Origin of the sequence: Escherichia sp. MOD1-EC6819, assembly GCF_002965765.1 — a bacterium.
Taxonomy (GTDB): domain Bacteria; phylum Pseudomonadota; class Gammaproteobacteria; order Enterobacterales; family Enterobacteriaceae; genus Escherichia; species Escherichia ruysiae.
Genome location: NZ_PTRG01000003.1, coordinates 65,558 through 86,316, shown reverse-complemented (window position 1 = coordinate 86,316; position 20,759 = coordinate 65,558). Strand labels below are relative to the sequence as shown.

At 48.4% G+C, this 20,759-nt stretch carries 20 protein-coding genes; 6 read left to right on the top strand and 14 right to left on the bottom strand.

Features of this window, described 5'->3' with window-relative positions; genetic code table 11:
* Positions 1 to 133: 133 nt before the first annotated feature.
* Complete coding sequence (gcd, locus tag A7Z06_RS04300) at positions 134 to 2,524, bottom strand: quinoprotein glucose dehydrogenase (protein ID WP_105279352.1); 2,391 nt, start codon at positions 2,522 to 2,524, stop codon at positions 134 to 136.
* Between the two features lie 205 nt (positions 2,525 to 2,729).
* Here gcd and hpt point away from each other — a divergent pair, with 205 nt between their 5' ends.
* Positions 2,730 to 3,266 (top strand): hypoxanthine phosphoribosyltransferase, encoded by a 537-nt coding sequence (gene hpt / locus A7Z06_RS04295; protein WP_000683335.1) that lies wholly within the window; start codon positions 2,730 to 2,732, stop codon positions 3,264 to 3,266.
* Between the two features lie 40 nt (positions 3,267 to 3,306).
* On the opposite strand, the gene can is transcribed toward hpt, so the two are convergent.
* A complete protein-coding gene (gene can / locus A7Z06_RS04290) occupies positions 3,307 to 3,969 on the bottom strand; it encodes a carbonate dehydratase (protein ID WP_000651596.1) in 663 nt (220 codons plus the stop codon).
* 108 nt (positions 3,970 to 4,077) lie between these two features.
* On the opposite strand from can, the gene A7Z06_RS04285 reads away from it, so the two are divergent.
* The 4 genes from A7Z06_RS04285 to A7Z06_RS04270 all read left to right on the top strand — a co-directional run bounded on the left by A7Z06_RS04285 (position 4,078) and on the right by A7Z06_RS04270 (position 7,599).
* On the top strand, positions 4,078 to 5,004 hold the full coding sequence (locus tag A7Z06_RS04285) for an ABC transporter ATP-binding protein (RefSeq protein ID WP_000150637.1): 927 nt from the start codon (positions 4,078 to 4,080) through the stop codon (positions 5,002 to 5,004).
* Positions 5,001 to 5,771, top strand: a complete 771-nt coding sequence (locus A7Z06_RS04280) for an ABC transporter permease (RefSeq protein WP_000972201.1) — start codon at positions 5,001 to 5,003, stop codon at positions 5,769 to 5,771. Before A7Z06_RS04285 ends, A7Z06_RS04280 begins: the two co-directional genes overlap by 4 nt.
* Before the next feature lie 104 nt (positions 5,772 to 5,875).
* Positions 5,876 to 6,316 (top strand): PTS sugar transporter subunit IIA, encoded by a 441-nt coding sequence (locus tag A7Z06_RS04275; RefSeq protein ID WP_000901973.1) that lies wholly within the window; start codon positions 5,876 to 5,878, stop codon positions 6,314 to 6,316.
* A 56-nt stretch (positions 6,317 to 6,372) separates the two neighbouring features.
* Entirely contained in the window at positions 6,373 to 7,599 is a 1,227-nt protein-coding gene (locus tag A7Z06_RS04270) for a polysaccharide deacetylase family protein (protein WP_000591807.1), read from the top strand.
* 3 nt (positions 7,600 to 7,602) lie between these two features.
* Here A7Z06_RS04270 and panD read toward each other — a convergent pair whose 3' ends face one another.
* Positions 7,603 to 7,983: an aspartate 1-decarboxylase gene (gene panD / locus A7Z06_RS04265; protein WP_000621508.1), complete on the bottom strand. Its 381-nt coding sequence runs from the start codon at positions 7,981 to 7,983 to the stop codon at positions 7,603 to 7,605.
* Positions 7,984 to 8,256: 273 nt separating this feature from the next.
* On the opposite strand from panD, the gene A7Z06_RS04250 reads away from it, so the two are divergent.
* The gene (locus A7Z06_RS04250; protein WP_000339894.1) at positions 8,257 to 9,153 is read left to right on the top strand and encodes an Rpn family recombination-promoting nuclease/putative transposase; all 897 of its coding nucleotides are present in this window, start codon (positions 8,257 to 8,259) and stop codon (positions 9,151 to 9,153) included.
* 94 nt (positions 9,154 to 9,247) lie between these two features.
* Here the strand turns inward: A7Z06_RS04250 and panC are convergent, their stop codons facing one another.
* The 11 genes from panC to pcnB all read right to left on the bottom strand — a co-directional run bounded on the left by panC (position 9,248) and on the right by pcnB (position 20,719).
* Entirely contained in the window at positions 9,248 to 10,099 is an 852-nt protein-coding gene (gene panC / locus A7Z06_RS04245) for a pantoate--beta-alanine ligase (protein ID WP_000905387.1), read from the bottom strand.
* Between the two features lie 11 nt (positions 10,100 to 10,110).
* Entirely contained in the window at positions 10,111 to 10,902 is a 792-nt protein-coding gene (gene panB, locus A7Z06_RS04240) for a 3-methyl-2-oxobutanoate hydroxymethyltransferase (RefSeq protein WP_000805494.1), read from the bottom strand.
* Between the two features lie 112 nt (positions 10,903 to 11,014).
* Complete coding sequence (locus A7Z06_RS04235) at positions 11,015 to 12,226, bottom strand: fimbrial-like adhesin (protein ID WP_000845022.1); 1,212 nt, start codon at positions 12,224 to 12,226, stop codon at positions 11,015 to 11,017.
* Positions 12,227 to 12,422: 196 nt separating this feature from the next.
* A complete protein-coding gene (locus tag A7Z06_RS04230) occupies positions 12,423 to 13,001 on the bottom strand; it encodes a fimbrial-like protein (RefSeq protein WP_024165103.1) in 579 nt (192 codons plus the stop codon).
* Positions 13,002 to 13,032: 31 nt separating this feature from the next.
* A complete protein-coding gene (locus tag A7Z06_RS04225; RefSeq protein WP_000832274.1) occupies positions 13,033 to 13,617 on the bottom strand; it encodes a hypothetical protein in 585 nt (194 codons plus the stop codon).
* A gap of 12 nt (positions 13,618 to 13,629) precedes the next feature.
* Positions 13,630 to 14,190 (bottom strand): fimbrial protein, encoded by a 561-nt coding sequence (locus A7Z06_RS04220; RefSeq protein WP_024165102.1) that lies wholly within the window; start codon positions 14,188 to 14,190, stop codon positions 13,630 to 13,632.
* A 22-nt stretch (positions 14,191 to 14,212) separates the two neighbouring features.
* On the bottom strand, positions 14,213 to 16,804 hold the full coding sequence (locus tag A7Z06_RS04215; protein WP_000929644.1) for an outer membrane usher protein: 2,592 nt from the start codon (positions 16,802 to 16,804) through the stop codon (positions 14,213 to 14,215).
* 46 nt (positions 16,805 to 16,850) lie between these two features.
* Positions 16,851 to 17,579, bottom strand: a complete 729-nt coding sequence (locus tag A7Z06_RS04210) for a fimbrial chaperone (RefSeq protein WP_001167881.1) — start codon at positions 17,577 to 17,579, stop codon at positions 16,851 to 16,853.
* Between the two features lie 86 nt (positions 17,580 to 17,665).
* Entirely contained in the window at positions 17,666 to 18,244 is a 579-nt protein-coding gene (locus tag A7Z06_RS04205) for a fimbrial protein (protein ID WP_001035567.1), read from the bottom strand.
* A gap of 601 nt (positions 18,245 to 18,845) precedes the next feature.
* Entirely contained in the window at positions 18,846 to 19,325 is a 480-nt protein-coding gene (folK, locus tag A7Z06_RS04200; RefSeq protein WP_000215154.1) for a 2-amino-4-hydroxy-6-hydroxymethyldihydropteridine diphosphokinase, read from the bottom strand.
* Positions 19,322 to 20,719: a polynucleotide adenylyltransferase PcnB gene (gene pcnB, locus A7Z06_RS04195; RefSeq protein WP_204116109.1), complete on the bottom strand. Its 1,398-nt coding sequence runs from the start codon at positions 20,717 to 20,719 to the stop codon at positions 19,322 to 19,324. Before pcnB ends, folK begins: the two co-directional genes overlap by 4 nt.
* Positions 20,720 to 20,759 lie beyond the last annotated feature (40 nt).

The window sequence follows — 20,759 nt, the reverse complement described above, 5'->3', positions numbered from 1 at the left end:
ATGACAAACGCAAAATTGCCTGATGCGCTACACTTATCAGGCCTACGCACCATACGATTTTGTAGGCCGAATAAGGCGTTTACGCCGCATCCGGCATGAACAAAGCGCACTTTGTCAGTAATCTGAGCGAATCTTACTTCACATCATCCGGCAGCGCATAAGCCACAATATAGTCGCCCATCTTCGTACCAAATGAACCGTGACCGCCTGCGGAGATCACCACATACTGCTTGCCATTCACTTCATAGGTCATTGGCGTCGCCTGACCACCCGCTGGTAAACGACCCTGCCACAGTTTTTCACCGTTGCTCATGTTGTAAGCGCGCAGGTAGTTATCTGCCGTAGCGGCAATAAACAGCACGTTACCCGCCGTGGAGATTGGTCCGCCGAGCATCGGCATACCCATATTAAACGGCACCGGAACGGGCATCGGGAACGGCATACTGTCCTGCGGCGTACCAATACGTTTCTTCCACACCACTTCATTGGTTTTCAGATCCAGTGCCGAGATGTAACCCCATGCTGGTTGTTTACACGGCAGACCAAACGGTGAAAGGAACGGGTTAAGCGTGACGCCATACGGCACGCCGTACTGCGGCTGAATACCGGATTCCGTACCCGTGCCTTTGGCATCTTTCGGCTGTTCCATCGGGTTGCCAGGACCGCGTGGGATCAGTTTCGAAACAAACGGCAGCGCCATTGGGTTGGCAATTGCCACTTCACGATTCGGATCAACGGAAATCCCGCCCCATTCGAACATCCCCAGGTTACCCGGGAAGACCAGCGTACCCTGTTCAGATGGCGGGGTGAAAATGCCTTCATAGCGCATCTGGTGGAACATCACGCGGCACACCAGTTGGTCAAACATGGTGGCACCCCACATATCCGCACCGCTTAGATCTTTTGTCGGACGGAAGCTCAGCTCAGAGAACGGTTGAGTAGGGGTAACGTAATCGCCTTTCGCTGCGCCTTGTGGAACCGGTTTTTCCGGGGCAGGAACCACCAGTTCACCATTACGACGATCGAGCACAAAAATGTTGCCGGTTTTCGCCGGAGCGTAAATGACCGGAACCTTTTGACCATTAACGGTGATATCCGCCAGCGTCGGCTGTGCCGGAAGATCCATATCCCACAGGTCATGGTGAACGGTCTGGTAACTCCACGCCAGTTTCCCGGTAGTGGCATTCAGCGCCAGAATCGAGCTGGCATAACGTTCCTGTTCCGGTGTGCGGTTACCGCCCCAGATATCCGGCGTGGTCACGCCCATCGGCAGATACACCAGATCCAGCTTCGCGTCATAGGCCGCAGGTGCCCACGAGTTTGGCGAGTTAAAGGTAAAGGTGTGTTCGTCAGACGGGATCGCGTTCGGATCTTTCGCGCCCGGATCAAAGGCCCACAGCAGCTTCCCTGTGTTGACATCAAAACCACGGATCACGCCAGACGTTTCGCGGGTTGAGAAGTTATCGGTGACTGAACCAGCCATCACGATGGTTTTATCGGTGATAATCGGCGGCGAAGTCGGCTCATACAGACCCGGTTTGGTATCCGGCATATTGCTTTGCAGATTGAGCACGCCTTTATCGGCGAAGGTTTCGCACAGCTTGCCGTTTTCAGCGTTAATCGCAATCAGGCGGCCATCATTGACCGGAAGAATGATACGACGCGGGCAATCCGCCATCACTTCCGACGAAGCGGTTTCTGCTTTGGCTTCATGATAAGAGACGCCACGACAAGTTACGTGCTGGAAAGACTCGTTGGTTTTCAGCTCAGGATCGTAATGCCATTTCTCTTTGCCGCTGGCGGCATCGAGTGCAAACAGACGCTGGTGAGCAGTACACAGGTAAAGCGTGTCGCCCACTTTAATTGGCGTCACTTCATTGGTGATTTCGCCCGGATCGTTCGGCTGTTTCACATCACCCGTGCGAAATACCCAGGCTTCTTTCAGGTTGTGGACGTTATCGGCGTTAATTTGCTTCAGAGGCGAAAAGCGTTGGCCTTCCTGATTGCGGCCATAGGCAGGCCAGTCCTGATCGGCAACGGGGGAGATGGCTTCTGCTGGCGTGGCATCGGCGCTTAAGGTGCCGTTGATTTCCTGCGGATCGTTAAATCCCGCCCAGGTGAGGATTCCGCCACTAATCAGCAACGCCACTACCAGCGCGGCAACTGCGCCACTGGAAGGAATGACCAGTCGATGCCAGACAAACGGCAGGATCAGCCAGATGCCGAAGAAGACCAGAATATCGCTGCGCGGAGTCAGTGCCCAGAAATCGAAACCGACTTCCCAGACGCCCCAAATCATAGTGCCGAGCAGCAGAGCCGCGTACAGCCAAAGCGCGGCGCGTTTACTGCGCCATAGCATCCAGGCGACGCCGAGCATCACAAGGCCTGCAATAGGGTAGTACCAGGAGCCGCCAATCGCGACCAGCCAGCCTCCGCCAATGAGAAGATACAGCCCGCAAAGAGCTGCAAAAAGGGCTGTTAGCGTGACGAGTAATCGTCGCGAGCCGGTATTGTTAATTGCCATAAAGAGACACCATTTCAATTCATTAATATTTTAGTAGCAATTAATTATAGGTTTTAACATGTGTGATCGTCATCACAATTTGAGCTTTATTAACAGATTCCGCCAATGAATAGTTTTACTGGTATACTGCGTGTCTTGCGCTTTGCTGCGGTGCCGAAGCTAGCCCGTGCGAAGTGATTTGTTTTTAAATCATATGGTTAGAGATATGAAACATACTGTAGAAGTAATGATCCCCGAAGCGGAGATTAAAGCGCGTATCGCCGAACTGGGTCGTCAGATTACTGAGCGTTACAAAGACAGCGGCAGCGATATGGTGCTGGTAGGCCTGCTGCGTGGCTCATTTATGTTTATGGCGGACCTGTGCCGTGAAGTTCAGGTATCTCATGAAGTCGACTTTATGACCGCCTCCAGCTACGGTAGCGGCATGTCCACCACCCGTGATGTGAAAATCCTCAAAGATCTGGATGAAGATATCCGTGGCAAGGACGTGCTGATTGTTGAAGATATCATCGACTCCGGTAATACGCTGTCGAAAGTGCGTGAAATCTTAAGCCTGCGCGAACCGAAGTCGCTGGCGATTTGTACGCTGCTGGATAAACCGTCCCGTCGTGAAGTGAACGTGCCGGTAGAATTTATCGGTTTCTCGATCCCGGATGAGTTTGTGGTGGGTTACGGTATTGATTACGCACAGCGTTACCGCCATCTGCCGTATATCGGCAAAGTGATTCTGCTGGACGAGTAAGTGCGGATTTGCCGGATGTGTTGCATCCGGCATGGCGAATTTATTTGTGATTGATGTGCTTCAGCTTGAGGTTGGAAATCCCGTGACGGTAACGTTGCTCCAGGGTTTCGCGGTTGGTGGCTGTGACATCCAGGTCACGCAATAAGCCGTCGTGAATGCCGTAAGCCCAGCCGTGAATGGTGACTTTCTGCCCGCGTTTCCACGCTGATTGCATAATGGTGGAGTGACCCAGGTTATATACCTGTTCCATTACGTTCAGTTCGCACAGGGTATCCAGACGACGCTCTGGCGGCATTTCGCCGAGCAATGAGCTATGTTTGAACCAGATATCGCGGATGTGCAGCAGCCAGTTGTTGATAAGCCCCAGTTCCGGGTTTTCAACAGCAGCTTGCACGCCGCCGCAACCATAGTGGCCACAGATAATAATATGTTCAACTTCGAGAACATCCACTGCATACTGAACCACGGAGAGGCAGTTTAGATCGGTGTGAATGACCAGGTTAGCAACATTACGGTGAACAAAGAGTTCGCCCGGCTCAAGACCGGTTAAACGTTCTGCAGGAACGCGACTGTCGGAACATCCAATCCATAGAAAGCGCGGTTTTTGCGCTTGTGCCAGTTTCTCAAAAAACCCGGGATCCTCTTCCACCAGCATTTTTGACCATAGTGCATTATTGCTGATGAGTGTATCTATGTCTTTCATGGAGGTTAACGACCTGTAACCAAATAATTACGTTTGGCTAATATAGGGCAACTCCGGGACGATTTAAACCACAGATAAAGTGTAAGAACGTAAGGTAAGTAAAAATTTATGACCATTGCACTGGAACTTCAACAGCTTAAAAAAACCTATCCAGGCGGCGTTCAGGCGCTTCGTGGAATAGATTTGCAGGTCGAGGCGGGTGATTTTTATGCGCTTCTGGGGCCGAATGGGGCCGGGAAATCGACCACTATCGGTATTATCAGCTCGCTGGTAAATAAGACCTCCGGGCGCGTCAGCGTATTTGGTTACGATCTTGAAAAAGATGTCGTTAATGCCAAACGCCAGTTGGGGCTGGTGCCGCAGGAATTTAACTTCAACCCGTTTGAAACCGTGCAGCAAATTGTGGTGAATCAGGCGGGGTACTACGGTGTAGAGCGAAAAGAAGCGTACATCCGTAGCGAAAAGTATCTTAAACAGCTCGATCTATGGGGAAAGCGTAACGAACGTGCGCGTATGTTATCTGGTGGGATGAAGCGCCGTTTAATGATTGCCCGTGCGTTAATGCATGAACCTAAATTGCTGATTCTTGATGAACCGACCGCAGGCGTGGATATCGAACTTCGCCGCTCAATGTGGGGCTTTTTGAAGGATTTAAACGACAAAGGCACCACCATCATTCTCACCACACACTACCTGGAAGAAGCAGAAATGCTGTGCCGCAATATCGGCATTATTCAGCACGGTGAACTGGTGGAGAACACCTCGATGAAGGCGCTGTTGGCGAAGCTGAAATCGGAAACCTTTATTCTCGATCTCGCACCGAAAAGCCCGTTGCCGAAGCTCGATGGCTATCAGTATCGACTGGTCGATACCGCCACGCTTGAAGTTGAAGTGCTGCGCGAGCAGGGGATCAACAGTGTGTTTACGCAGTTAAGCGAGCAGGGCATTCAGGTATTAAGTATGCGTAACAAAGCCAACCGTCTGGAAGAGCTGTTTGTTTCACTGGTTAATGAAAAACAAGGAGATCGCGCATGATGCATCTTTACTGGGTGGCGTTAAAAAGCATCTGGGCGAAAGAAATTCATCGCTTTATGCGTATCTGGGTGCAGACGCTGGTGCCGCCGGTCATCACCATGACCCTTTACTTTATTATCTTCGGCAACCTGATTGGTTCGCGCATTGGTGATATGCATGGCTTCAGCTATATGCAGTTCATCGTGCCGGGGCTGATCATGATGTCGGTGATCACCAATGCCTACGCCAACGTTGCATCATCATTTTTTGGTGCCAAGTTCCAGCGTAATATTGAAGAGTTGCTGGTAGCTCCGGTTCCAACGCACGTGATTATCGCCGGATATGTCGGCGGTGGTGTTGCGCGTGGGTTGTTTGTTGGCATTCTGGTGACGGCGATCTCGCTGTTCTTTGTGCCGTTTCAGGTGCATTCGTGGGTATTCGTTGCCTTAACCCTGGTGCTCACGGCGGTGCTATTCTCCCTTGCGGGTTTGCTGAACGGTGTGTTTGCCAAAACGTTCGATGACATCAGCCTGGTGCCAACCTTTGTATTAACGCCACTCACGTATTTGGGCGGGGTCTTTTACTCCCTGACTTTGCTGCCGCCGTTCTGGCAGGGACTGTCGCATCTGAACCCAATCGTTTATATGATCAGTGGATTCCGCTACGGCTTCCTCGGCATTAATGATGTGCCGCTGGTCACGACTTTTGGCGTGCTGGTTGTTTTTATTATTGCGTTTTATCTGATCTGCTGGTCGCTGATCCAGCGTGGGCGCGGCTTGCGTAGCTAAGTCGCTCTCCTCTCCTCCGGATACGGGGGAGGGGAGTTTTGACGGCTATCACCCTTTATCAATACTGGTCAGGGTAGACTGATTTTCGGCTAAGGAGGAAAGCGATGTTAGGTTGGGTTATTACCTGTCACGACGATAGGGCGCAAGAGATACTGGATGCGCTGGAAAAAAAACATGGCGCACTTATCCAGTGCCGGGCAGTGAATTTCTGGCGCGGGTTAAGTTCAAATATGCTCAGCCGCATGATGTGCGATGCTCTGCATGAAACTGATTCTGGCGATGGGGTGATTTTTTTAACCGATATAGCAGGCGCTGCACCTTATCGTGTTGCGTCGTTATTAAGCCACAAGCATTCTCGTTGTGAAGTCATTTCTGGGGTGACGTTACCGTTAATTGAGCAGATGCTCCCCTGTCGGGAGACAATGTCCAGTGCGGCATTTCGAGAGCATATCGTGGCATCAGGAGCACCTGAAGTCAGTAGCCTCTGGCATCAGCAACAAAAGAATCCCCCTTTTGTCCTCAAGCACAATTGGTTCGAGTATTAAATCGCATTCTGATTTTGCTACACTAACTGCGTTGTTTCTCGCCTGGTAGTTTCCTCATGATTAAAAAGATAATTTTCCTGGTGCTGCTGGTTTCATCTGCTGTCAGCGCAGCACTTCCCACGCGTTATATGCAAACCACTCAGGATGCGACTATCTGGGGAAAAATTGGCGACAACACGGTAACCGTCGGTAACATTCGTGCCGGGCAGATTATTTCGGTCATCCCAACCGCTGCCGATTATTATGAATTCAATTTTGGTTTTGCTACGGGGTATATTGATAAAGGTCATCTTGAACCTGTACAAGGGCGGCAAAAAGTTGAAGATGGTCTGGGTGATCTGAATAAACCACTGAGCAACCAAAATCTTATTACCTGGAAAGATACGCCGGTATATAACGCGCCCGATGCAGGCAGTGCGCCATTTGGCGTGCTGGCCGATAACTTGCGTTATCCCATTATCAGTAAATTGAAAGATCGCCTGAATCAAACCTGGTATCAAATTCGTATTGGCGAACGACTGGCCTATATCAGCGCGCTGGATGCGCAGCAGGATAACGGTATTCCTGTATTGACCTACCATCATATTTTACGCGATGAAGAGAATACTCGTTTTCGCCATACGTCGACCACAACGTCGGTACGTGCATTCAATAACCAGATGACCTGGTTGCGCGACAGGGGATATACCACGTTGACCTTGTATCAACTGGAAGGATATCTGCGTAATTCGATGAATCTCCCCGCTCGCGCGGTTGTGTTGACATTTGATGATGGTTTGAAGTCGGTGAGTCGTTATGCATACCCCATTCTGAAACAATACGGTATGAAGGCGACGGCATTTATTATTACCTCGCGTATTAAACGCCATCCACAAAAATGGAATCCACAGTCGTTACAGTTTATGAGTATTTCTGAACTGCATGATGTCAGCGATGTTTTTGATTTCCAGTCACATACCCATTTTTTACATCGGGTTGATGGTTATCGCCGACCCATATTACTTAGCCGCAGTGAGCATAATATTTTATTTGATTTTGAACGTTCACGTCGGGCGCTGACGCAATTTAATCCGCATGTATTGTATCTTTCTTATCCGTTTGGCGGATTTAATGACAAAGCGGTTAAAGCGGCAAATGATGCCGGATTTCATCTGGCGGTGACGACCATGAAAGGTAAAGTAAAACCGGGGGATAATCCCTTGTTGCTAAAACGGCTTTATATCTTAAGAACGGATTCGCTGGAGACGATGTCGCGGCTGGTGAGTAACCAGCCGCAGGGATGATTATCAGGCAACCTGAACCGGAATCGCTTTCGCGGTACGTTTCATTTCGTTGTCGCCTTCAAAGTAGGCAACGTTGGGGCGCCAGGTGCGGGCTTCGGCATCTGGCATAGTGACGAAGCTGGCGATAATCACAATATCGCCGACGCTGGCGCAGTGAGCCGCCGCGCCGTTGACAGAAATAATTCTCGAACCGCGCTCTGCCGCGATGGCGTAGGTGGAGAAACGCTTGCCGTTGGTGACATTCCAGATATCAATGGCTTCGTTTTCGAGAATACCGGCTGCGTCAAGAAAATCCTGGTCAATGGCGCAAGAACCTTCATAGTGCAGGTCCGCATGAGTCACTTTCACGCGGTGGAGTTTGCCCTGCAGCATCGTGCGAATCATAACTTCTACCTTTCTACCCTGTCGTTAACGAAGCAGGCGGAGCCTGCTTTGAGAAAATTCTCACGCAGTATTGCCCGATTTTTGTTTAGTGTCTACTCATCTGACGGCATTTGCATCAGCAGTTTGCGTACCGCGCCGAAGCCCGCCATGCAACGCCTGTAACCGATTGAAATTTCTCTGAACGCAGCTCGGTAAACAATAAAGAGGCGGCTGACGACTGCGCGCCTTGACTGGATACTGCCTTCACGCAAGACAACACGGAAGGCAGGTAAGATGGACGCACCAAGTACCACGCCGCATGACGCGGTGTTTAAACAATTTTTAATGCATGCGGATACCGCTCGCGACTTCCTCGACATACACCTGCCTGAGGAATTGCGTGAGATCTGCGATCTCAACACGCTGCATCTGGAGTCGGGGAGTTTCATCGAAGAAAGCCTGAAAGGGCACAGCACCGACGTGCTCTATTCTGTGCAAATGCTGGGTAATCCCGGATATCTGTATGTCGTGATTGAACATCAAAGCAAGCCGGACAAAAAAATGGCCTTTCGCATGATGCGCTACTCTATTGCCGCCATGCACCGACATCTGGAGGCTGACCACGATAAGCTGCCGCTGGTGGTGCCGATTCTGTTTTATCAGGGCGAGGCCACGCCTTACCCGCTCTCAATGTGCTGGTTTGATATGTTTTACTCACCGGAACTGGCGCGACGTGTCTACAACAACCCTTTCCCGCTGGTGGATATCACCATCACGCCGGATGACGAGATCATGCAACATCGGCGGATTGCGATCCTCGAACTGCTGCAAAAACATATTCGCCAGCGCGACTTAATGTTATTGCTGGAGCAACTGGTCACGCTGATTGACGAAGGGTACACTAGCGGAAGTCAGTTAGTTGCCATGCAAAACTATATGCTGCAACGCGGTCATACTGAACAAGCGGATTTGTTTTACGGTGTGGTGAGAGACAGGGAATCGGGAGGGGAGTCTATGATGACGTTGGCGCAGTGGTTTGAAGAGAAGGGGATTGAGAAGGGAATTGAGAAGGGGATTCAGCAGGGAATTGAGAAGATGGCCCATCGTCTTCTGAGTAAAGGAATGTCTCGGGAAGACGTTGCAGAGATGGCAAATTTACCTCTTGCCGAGATTGATAAGCTGATTAACTAAGTTGCCTGCGATATGAATAATCGCATACAGACGTCATCGCCATGACGTGGGCAAATGAATAACTGGCGCCATCAGCCGTAGCGCCAGTTAAATATTACGCCAGCTCGACCATTTTATTGTCGATCAGGCGAGCGTCGCCAAGCCAGGCGGCTACCAGAATCACGGCGCGTTTACTGTTTTCAGTGACTTCCAGCAACGTGTCAGCATCACGAATCTGAATATCATCGGCGCGGAAACCTTTTTCATTCAGTTCTTGCCCGGCAATGGCAATAATTTCATCGAGATCCCGCTCTCCAGCCTGCAATTTGTCGGTAATCGAACTTAAAACCTTGTACAGGCCTGGCGCAATTTTGCGTTGTTCTGCTGTCAGATAACCATTACGGGAACTGAGCGCCAGACCGTCTTTCGCGCGCATAATCGGCACACCGACAATCTCAATATCAAAGCCCATATCGGCAACCATTTTGCGGATCAGCGCCAGTTGCTGAAAATCTTTTTCACCGAAGCAGGCAATGTCCGGCTGGACAAGGTTGAACAACTTGCTAACGATGGTCGAAACGCCGCGAAAATGTCCCGGACGGCTGGCACCTTCCAGCATGGTGGAAAGACCGGGAACATCAACATAGGTGTGGGTTTCTGTACCGTTCGGGTAGATCTCTTTTACTGATGGAGCGAAAACCAGATCCACTTTACGTTTATTCAGCTTCTCGCAGTCTTCCTGCAAGGTGCGTGGATAGCGAGCCAGATCTTCCGGGCGATCGAACTGCATCGGGTTAACGAAAATACTGACGACGACCACATCGGCGCGGGCTTTCGCTTCATCGACCAGCTTCATATGACCATCGTGCAGGTTACCCATGGTAGGCACCAGCGCCACACGCTTGCCTTCCATACGCAGGCGGCGGATTTGCTGACGCAGCAGCGGCAGAGTTTCGATAATTAACACAACGTGACTCCTTAATGGAAACTGTGTTCTTCGCCCGGATAAGCGCCGGACTCCACTTCAGCCATATACTGCCGTACAGCAGCGCGGATGTCGCCCGCTTCGGCAAGGAAATTTTTGGCGAATTTAGGTATGTGACCACCGGTTATGCCGAATGCGTCGTGCATCACGAGGATTTGTCCGTCGGTTACATTCCCCGCGCCAATACCGATAACCGGAATCGCCAGCGCCTCGGTAATACGTTTTGCCAGCTCAACCGGTACGCATTCCAGCACCAGCAACTGTGCCCCAGCGGCTTCTAAGGCTAAGGCGTCATTAAGTAAACGGTCGCCTGCATCGCCACGCCCTTGCACTTTATAACCACCGAAAATATTCACTGACTGTGGCGTTAAGCCCAAATGCCCACAAACAGGAACTGCGCGTTCGGTCAGCATTTGAACTGTTTCTACCAGCCAGGCACCGCCTTCGATTTTGACCATATTCGCACCCGCGCGCATGACAGTTGCGGCGTTTTCAAATGCTTGTTCAGGAGTGGCATAAGCCATAAATGGCAGGTCAGCCAGCAGCAGACAGTTTGGCGCACCGCGACGAACGGCGGCAGTGTGGTAGGCGATATCTTCCACAGTGACAGGGAGGGTGGAGTCATGGCCCTGAACCGTCATTCCAAGGGAATCCCCCACCAGCATGACGTTAATTCCTTCGTCGGCAAACAATTTTGCAAAGCTATAGTCGTAAGCAGTGATGGTGGCGAAGCGTTTTTTTTCCTGTTTACATTTTTGCAGCAGGGAAATGGTAGTTGGTTTCATAACGTGTCCTGATGGCTAATGTCAGATCTGTTGGCATTCTATCAGTCGTATTAAGGGGGGCAATCGTTTTAGTGGGTCACATCGTCAGTTGCCTGACGATGTGTTTGGCTTGTCAAGGGTAGGTAATCTGGAATCTGCCGGTGGCTTCGAAATCGCCTGCTTTTATCGTACTATTCCCGTCTTGCTTCAATGTCGCCTGAAATTCAAGGGGCTGTGTTGTGCCTTGACCTTTTCCGGGGTAAATCCCCCCTGATGAATCAATCTCGCTTTCATACGCTTTATAAACAGACGTTCCTACATTAGGCTCAAGAACCATTTTTCCATTAACACTGTTTTTTAAGCCTTCAATAAGTACGCCGACGCCCTCTGCTGCACCGTTACCTTGCAGAGTATTGGCGAGTAACTTTTTATTCTGTTGCCCTATTTTTGCAGAGGTCATTTTGGTTTCAATATTTTGTACTCGAATACAGTTTTGCAATGTTATCTGAAAAGGCACAGGCGTTGCGCCATTTTTAATTTGACTGACTTCGTAGCTCCCCAATGCGACAGTTGAGTTCTGGACGGTATCTCCTGTTACAACTGAAGAAAAACACGTAGGAAGCGATAGTTTTACATTACTTAAATTAAAGTTGATATAGATAGGTCCGCTGTATCCCTGGATCGCTGAGCCGGCGTCTTCGGCTTTAAAACGATAAATATAATCACTTGTGCTCAGTAATGTGATATTTTGGGTTGCTGTAGGCGCAAACGTGGCATCTGTATAAAATTCAACGGTAAAAGTCTGGAATATTCCTCCTAATCCCCAAAATTGTGGATAGTCATTATCCATGTCTTTACATCTTCTTTCCATATCGGCGTCATGGAATACAAAGTGAAATTTTTGCGCTTCTGTATCCCCGATATATATTTCAGAAACATCTGCTCTTGTATTATAAGCTGACCATATAGCTGAAATTTTTAATGTGTAATAAAGTCCGGTAACAGATGTTTTGAATAATTTATGTCCGCCATAAGAGAGTCCGGAGTCGACCATTGCATTTCGTATCGTCATCGGGCCACCAGAGGCGCTCTTATGTGCTGTACAATAAAGAACACCATTAGAAGCTGTATCCTGACCCTCCCAGTATAATTGTACCCCAGTAGGACCCAACGATTTCGGGCGATAAAACACCAGACTATTATTTCCAGGATACATAAAATTTACGCGACCATCTCTGTCTGGTGGAGTCGCGCCGGCACCCACAATAAAATCAATTTTTGCGTAACAAACAGAACTAAACAAAAAAAGAATACTAAAAAAAATAATATGTGAAGCTGTTTTCATATTCACTCCTTTAAATATGTTTGTTGTATGAGTGCATAATAAATTGTCTTACTAAAGAATAGCTGGCATAGCTAACCTGAGGCGTTCGTCCAGGCGATAGCGAAATTGTGCTTGTCAATTGCACCTGCTCATTGAGAATTTCTAATTGTGTTAAAATCATAGGTTCCATCCTGATTTTTCCATTTCCTTACGCTGGTTATTCGTACCATGCATCGACCAGTACGCTGGTTGTCACTTTGCCACTACCAACGCTGGCAGCGTTATTGACTTTTTGCATTCTGGTATAAAAATTCCAGCGTGAGTCATTCATTTTATCGGCGTCGATAGTGTATACAGACCGGGAAACTCCTGCAGGAGACCAGACATTAAACTTATTATTACTGTCATTAACCGAAAAAATGACTATTCCGATATTACTGGCTCCGTTGATGTCCTCGTTTGGGAATATCTGCGATGAGCCAGGTGCAAAAGAGCCCGTTCTGGGTTTAAAGTCCAAGTGCAACTGTTTTGTTCCGGTTAATGCTGTACCGGAACAACCAGATAACAGAATGGAGAAGTTTTTGCCGCCCGTATAATATTGTTCCGCTGTCGTGCTGTTGGCGAAATAATCCAGCCCTACAGTGGCTAAATTAATGATACCGTTATTGTCGATTTCCATTTTGCAAGTTGAGCTGAGAACTTTAGCATTAAAATCAACATTAAGCTCCGCATAGGCGGCGGAACACATCAAGGCTATGTTTATCGTTAAAGCGGCAAATAAATTATGTCTTTTCATAACATCACTTTTGCACTGGCTACGTCAAAATTTACTGGTAAGTGATGTTAAACACCGCAGGGGTGTTAAAATCACCGGCTCTGACGTCAGTATCTGCTTTGCCACTGTCGCGTACCAACCGTGCGCTAAGCGGAAACACTTTGGCATTATTCGTCATGTTCACAGTGGTCGAGTTTTTAGCTTTACACTCGATTTGCTTACCACTGTCTGGTGTCGCAGAGTCCCAAACTTCGACGGCTACCGCTTCCGCTTTGTTGGTCGATGCGGCGTTAGCAAATGCTTTCCCATTGCCGTTGCCATCACAAGTTGCGCCATTTCCCGGGCTTAGGGTAAATACTGCCTGATTCTGTGGCAGACCATCACAGCCGCTAAATGCCAACTGGAATTTTTGCACCTTTGCTTTGCTGATCACTTCGGGAATATAGACGTTCTGGAAATTGACGGTGTCAATCTTTGCACTACCCGTGTCCTGCAGCTCAACTTTACAGGTCCCGGCGGTGATATTGGTAACAATAGTCAAATCTAATGCGTCAACGGTCGCTTGCACCGGGTTGATACCAAGAGTAGCGCAGGTCAAAACACTCGCGACACACCAGGCTAATTTTACTCTTTTCATTAGATTACCCCGTTACTCATAGGTGAAATTAAACGTGACTTTGGCATCAAATGGGCCGATCGTGCCAGTATTTGGCGTAACTTCACGCATGGCTGCGCTTAAGTTTAATCCTTTACTCATTTCATCGGCCGTCCATACAATGGTGGTGTTATTATTTAAGCCAAAGTAGACATCGTCCGATGATGACTGGCGGCGGAAAGCAACGCCAATGTTTGAGGCCTTGCCAGTGGCTGAAGACGGTATGGCTAACACGGGTTGTTCGGTAGATGTTTTTTCCGCTTTTATTGTCGTTTTCAGTCCTGTAAGCCCATTACAGTTAGCAGGCTTCAATGTAAAGTTTGCCTGGCTCTCGGCACCTTTAGCACGCAATTGATCGAGACGAATATCGGGAATAGTTAGCTTATAGGCGTTCGTTCCTGCATTACTGATGTTTGAACCGCCATAGGGGATCACCGACATATCACAGGTTGGCTGTACGATTGTGGCGATGAACTTTACATCGACATCAACAGCGAACACCGGAGCGGTTAGCATAAGTGCGCCTAAAGCAAAGGGAATACTTTTCCGTCTCATAGCTTTTCCAAAATTTGCGGATTTAGCGAGTCACAGATACCGTACACAGTACGTTATCCAACAACAGGGACCGGTTGCCACTTTCTTCAGTAGCTGTCATCGGAACCTGATAATGAGCAAGGCAATGCTGAGCTTGTCTGTTCTCATCGAACCAGTTCACCCGCAACACCCCTTTATCTTCTATACCTCTGATAAAGGCCCGGTTACCCTGGCCGATATAACCAAGGACATTACCTTGTTCATCGGTGACATCTGCGGCAAACGGCAATGGCTGGCCGTCATTGCGGTGTAGGGTCACCATTGCTGAGCGCCCCTGGTCAGTTTCAAAGTTGGTCAGTGTGATAGCACCGTAGCGCGGTACGGTGCGGGAACTGGTACTTTTTAGCTCGACATCGTTTTCCAGCCCTTTAATATCCAGGCTGATGTTATTTTCCTTGTAAGGTGATGCGGATGAGGAGATGCCATATCCCCAGCGATCGATGGTATTGTTACCATAGTTTATTCGTGCGCCTGCAGCGCCAGGGGCTTTTACCAGAACCAATGTATCGCTGTCGCTGAAGCTGTCGCCAGAAAACGTAACCCCTCCCTGATGCAGAACAAAACCGCCGTCAGTGCTTAATGACATCTGACGGTTACTGTCAGTATCTGCACTTGCGGAAGCAGACAACGTTCCCCAGGGAGATTCGTAACTTATGTAGCCCCCGATATCAGCCAGATCGGTACTGTTTTTATTGATGATGTAATCAGTACTCACGCTGTAGCTGTATTTACCATCACCGCTGGCACCGTTGGTGCTGGCGCTGAAAGCGTGGCTGCCGTTAAAGTCGGTGTTCATTCGTGCGTCAACGTACTGGAAGCCACTTTCACGTCGTTTACCACCAAACAATTTTTCGATAGGAAGGCTGACGCTCAGATAGAAACTATCATCCTGCTCGCCATCTTCATTCCAGGTACGCTGAATGGAAGCACTCCAGGAGCCCCAATCCGTCCCTTTGCTGTAGCCCATTGAGTAGTAGCTCCGGCTGCTGCTTCCGCCCCAGTAATCTGTCCAGCTACCGTTCAGATAAAAAGAACCATAATCTATCTCTTTGAATTTCAAAGGTTGATTGAGACTGATCGTAAACTGGTTGCGCAGACGCTGGTAAGTGTTCATCGTCTGCTGTTCATTGGCGGGTAGATGTTTGGCATCATCCTGTAGATTCAGTGCGTCATTGAGCCCCAGGTAGTTGCTGGTGGAGTAGCGATAAGCGGCAAGATTTAAAGACGTATTGGTCTCATTAAACATTTTGTTCCATGAGATACGGTAGCTCTGCCCTGTGTAGGTCTTGTCCTCATATATCCTGGCCTGAGATTGCGTCACATCAAACGACACGGCGCCAATTGACGTGTTTACCCCGACCCCTAACAGGAAGGCCTGGTAGTCAGCATCGGTGAGTTGAATGCCGGTGTAGCCAGTAAAGGTGTTGTTAATGCCGTAATACCATGTACCTTGTAGAAGATTGTAATCATCGCGAAGATCGTCGCGATCAATCTGCCCGCCGCTGATATCCCAGCGACCCACGCCAGGGCGCAGCATCTGAATAACGGACGAGAAGGGTTGAGAGAAAGTGCGACGCGAACCATCTGCTTCCTCGATAGTGACTAACAGGTCGTTGCCGTAGCCGGAAGGGGAAATATCGTCGATGGCGAACTCACCCGGAGGAACGGTGCCTTCATAAATTTTGTAGCCGCCCTGTGTTACGGTAACCTTAGCGTTGCTGTTAGCAACACCACGGATAACAGGCGCAAATCCGGTCATTGACGGTGGCAACATGCGGTCGTCGCTATACAGGCGTACCCCTTTTATACTAACGGAGTCGAAAGTTTCCCCGGTTGTATAGGTTTCCCCGACCACTAATTGTGAGCGAATAAATGGCAGTTCACGCTGAAGATAGCTGTTCTGGAAATCCAGATTGCTGCCAATATCCTGCTGCCAACTGTAGTTACCGTTGCTTCTCAGATGCCAGTTTCCGAGGTTAATACCGGTATTGAAGGCGGTATAAAAAGTCTGGTTTTCGTCGTTATGCTGCGTGTTGCGCCAGGCATTCATACGATAGGAGAGCATGGCTGCATTTATACCATCCTCCCATAGTGAAGGATCAACATAGCCCTGGTAATTACGCATGATCCAGACTTGCGGAACTGTCAGTTCCAGTTTTTGATCGTTAGTATCGAAATAAACCTGTGACTGTGGAATAGCTTTTGCGATATCAAGGCAATCATCTGCGCTTTCATTGCGTTTTTGTAATACTGCTTCTCCGTCCCGGAGATCAGGTTGTTTTATATGAAGCTGACTCAGTATTTTTCGCGAAATACAGGCTTCGGCGTTTCTCTTGCCCACATCAATCATTTCGATGTTCAGGCTGCTGGCGGAAATATTATTGACGTAAACCTTTACGTCATAATTTCCAGGCATTGCCGGGTTGCCATCAGAATAGCGCGATAAGTCTATTCCTTTGGCGGAAGAGCCCATGAGAAAGCTTGGGTCGTACTCAATCGTCTCTGTTGCATTCGTGCTTTGGGCATAAATGCAGGAGAAGATAATAGCGATCCTTGTTAATTTACAATGAGCCATCTTTTTTTATACTCGCATCGCAAAAAAATCATCAATAAAATCAGGTTTAAAGATTGCTTTCACCTTTAATTTCACTGCCATAATCACTAATTGCTGAATAGCGTAATTTTGCGCCGCCTATAGATGTTTGTAGCCCTTGCACACTAAAATCGCTATTGCTATTTGGAGCTATCATAGAAGTATTTACAACATAAGACTTTGTGCCTGATACAACATCAACGGCTGAAAATGAGACATAGTATGGAGTAGGGTTAGTTACTTTGATTTTATTACCGCTCCATTGCCATTTTAATTGGGATGGCGCCGTAAACGGATCACCACTTAACCCCTCCGGTCGGTAAAATAATTTAATGCGCGTACGGAAAGCCAGTTGCAGAAGATTTTTATTTTCAGCTTCTTTATCTTTTACTTTAGGCGGTACTTCCAGCACATTAAACCAAAAGACACTTTCGCGATCTTTTGGTAACGTCTGGCTATTCGTATAGGTGATTGTCACTGTCTGACCGCGTTTCGGGTCGATGCGTGAAACCGGGGGGGTAGCGTTAAACGGAACTTTAATGGTCGCCGGATCGGCATTATCGTCACCCGTATCCAGCCATGACTGGACCAGTAATGGGCGCGAGCCTTTATTTTCCAGGCGCATAGTGACATTCTTGTCTTTTTCTTTATAAATAACACGTGTTCCGTTAATGACAATATCAGCCTGCGCAACTGATGCGAAAACAGATAAAGTACTTGCAAGTAATAGCGGAATAATTTTTTGATAAATCTGCATCTCTTCTCTCCTTGAAAAACGCAAAATCATAAATAAGAGGCTGCAAGCACAGCCTCTTAATACAATTAATTCAACTCCAATAAAAATTAATTGTAAGTTAAGGTATAGGTGCTGTTAGTTTTCACATGACCAGAGGTCACGGTGGCATTAGCATCAGACTTCACATAAGATGCTTTTAAATGGAAGTTCGCAACATGAGTGGTGGTGTCGAATGCTTCAGTGATCTGGTTGCTCGGGTTATTCACTTCGACCAGATTCAGTGCTCCAGTATTATTTACATGGTGCAGAGCGATATCGACATTACCTGCTGGATCCTGAACTGAGCCGTCATTACTCAAAGTACCCTGGTTAGAGTTATGGTACATAGAACTGAAACTCATGACTGCGTTTTGAGCCGTTGCATTACCTGTCGCACAATCAACTTTAATATTAATATCTTCCGGGAACCCACCTGCAGCAGTTTTGCTCATTGCCGGGACATCAGCAATTTGTGCAGTCTGTAGCATAACCGTAACGTCTTTACCGCCACCATTTATTGTCGTTACACAAGTACCAGCGGTAACAAAACCACCGATATTCAACTGCCCACCGTCAACACCAGCCATTACTGAACCGGCTGAAAGGGAAGATGCTGCTAATACGATGGCAAGTAGCTTTTTGTTCATTAAAATTCTCCATAAAAAAAGAGAGACGAATCAATAACAAATATTAATTTATTGTTATTCTACGTCTTCCAAAAACGCGGCAGAGACTAGCAATATAAGGATGAAAATAAAAATTGATGGTGTGAATGATTTGGGGTGATTTATTGATTTACCTTCCCTTGCATTCATCATTTGAATAGCTATTTATTTTAGAGCAAGCGGTTAGGTGAGTATAAGAGTGTTTATAAGGGTGGCTTGATTGGTAACTCATTGATTTTTTTAATTTTATTATTTTTCTTGTGATTGATTGTGGTGTGTCATTTTTATTATATATATATTTTAGTGTGTCATTTTGTATGCATTAGTTTTTCTGTATTTACATATTAGATTATCTTAATATAAAGTTTAATATTATTAATATGTACGTTAATTTTCATGTGTTTTTTTGCCCATTTGTGCCTTTCTTGGGGGGGATCTCACTTTTTTTTGATCTTAATTATCTAAAAGAAGAAAGGAATTTTAACCATAAAGATTATGACTGGCATATCAGAGGCAAGAACCAGATTACTGATGCGTATTTCACTACGCATACTAGCTTGAATAATTAGAAAGGGGAGGGTGATTACCAGCGTGGTAAGGGACAAGAAGCATTGCTCGTTAATAAACTTTGCAATGTCTCTCCATCAGGGAAAATTAATTCCGGCGCAATCTCAAACAGCGGCCACAGCATAAATCCACGATTTTTCATATCGTAGTGCGGAACGGTCAGGCGCTCGGTGTTAATCACCTGATTGCCAAACAACATAATGTCTAAATCGAGCGTGCGCGGCCCCCAGCGTTCGGCTTTACGGACGCGACCTTGCTGCAATTCAATACGCTGTGTGTGATTGAGTAACTCTTCGGGCGCGAGTGCGGTTTCCAGCGCCACGGCGGCGTTGAGGTAATCAGGTTGATCCTGCGGCCCCAGCGGTGGGGTGCGGTAAAACGAAGAAACGGCAAGAATGCAGCTTTCAGGGATATCACCGATTGCTTTCACGGCAGCATTGACCTGCTCCAGTGGAGAGGCCAGATTGCTGCCTATGGCAATATACGCCACTGTCATGCGGTGCCCTCACGACGCGGCGCGCGTTTGCGTGGGCGACGAGTACGACGACGCGTTGACGGTTCCTCGTCCAGTTCGTTAAGCATCCCTTTTTGATCCGGCGGCGCGGAAACCTGGAACTCACCCCACCATTTCACCAGACGTTGCAGTTCAGCGTTACGCTCAACTTCAGCTCGCAAGGCCAACAGGTCGTAAGCCGCACGGAACTTAGGATGCTCCAGCAGCTTCCACGCACGTTTACCCTGACGACGAGACATACGCAACTGTAGCTGCCAGATGTCGCGCGTTAAGGTAGTAAGACGTTTCGGGATCGCCAGTGAACGGCAGGCTTCGTCCAGCACATCGTTCATCGCCAGTGCGAAAGCGTCGTGATAGGTCAGGCCACTCTCCTGAGCGATCTTCTGTGCCGTCTCCAGCAGCGGATACCAGAACATGGCGGCAAACAAGAACGCCGGGTTCACACGCATATCGTTATGGATACGCGTGTCGGTATTCTTCAGTACCTGCTCAATAATGCGCTCCATCGGACTGTCGCCATTTTCCGTGAAGTAACGGGTAATGGTCGGGAACAGCGGCTGGAACAGATGATATTCACACAGCAGTTTATAGGTTTCGTAACCGTATCCCGCTTGTAGCAGTTTAAGAGACTCTTCAAACAGGCGTGCCGGAGGAATATCGTTCAATAAGGTAGCGAGGCGGGGGATCGGTTCTGCGGTTTCTGGGCTGATGCGCATCCCCAGTTTTGCAGCAAAACGTACCGCGCGCAGCATCCGTACCGGATCTTCACGGTAGCGCGTTTCCGGATTACCAATCAGACGGATAACGCCGTCTTTCAGATCCTTCATGCCGCCAACGTAATCGCGAACAGTAAAATCCGCGACGCTGTAATACAGGCTGTTGATAGTGAAATCGCGGCGTTGGGCGTCTTCTTCGATGGAACCGAAAATGTTGTCGCGTAGCAACATGCCGTTTTGCCCGCGTTGGGAGGTCGTGCGGTCGCTGACGTTACCTTCGTGGTGTCCACGGAAGGTTGCGACTTCGATAATCTCCGGGCCAAACATCACGTGAGCAAGACGGAAACGGCGACCCACCAGGCGGCAGTTACGGAATAGTTTACGCACCTGCTCAGGCGTAGCGTTGGTGGTCACGTCAAAATCTTTCGGCTTTTTGCCAAGTAACAGGTCGCGCACGCCGCCGCCAACCAGCCAGGCTTCGTATCCCGCTTTATTGAGCCTGTACATTACCTTCAGGGCATTTTCACTGATATCTTTGCGGGAGATAGCATGTTGCTCACGCGGGATCACCGTTACCTGGGGACGGGCGGCAGCCTGTTCAGCTTCGCTTTCCTCGCGGCTTAGCACCTTGCGGCAAAAATTAGCGACTCGGGTAAAAATAGTACACCTCGGTAGTGTCAAACATCATTCAGGACAAAAA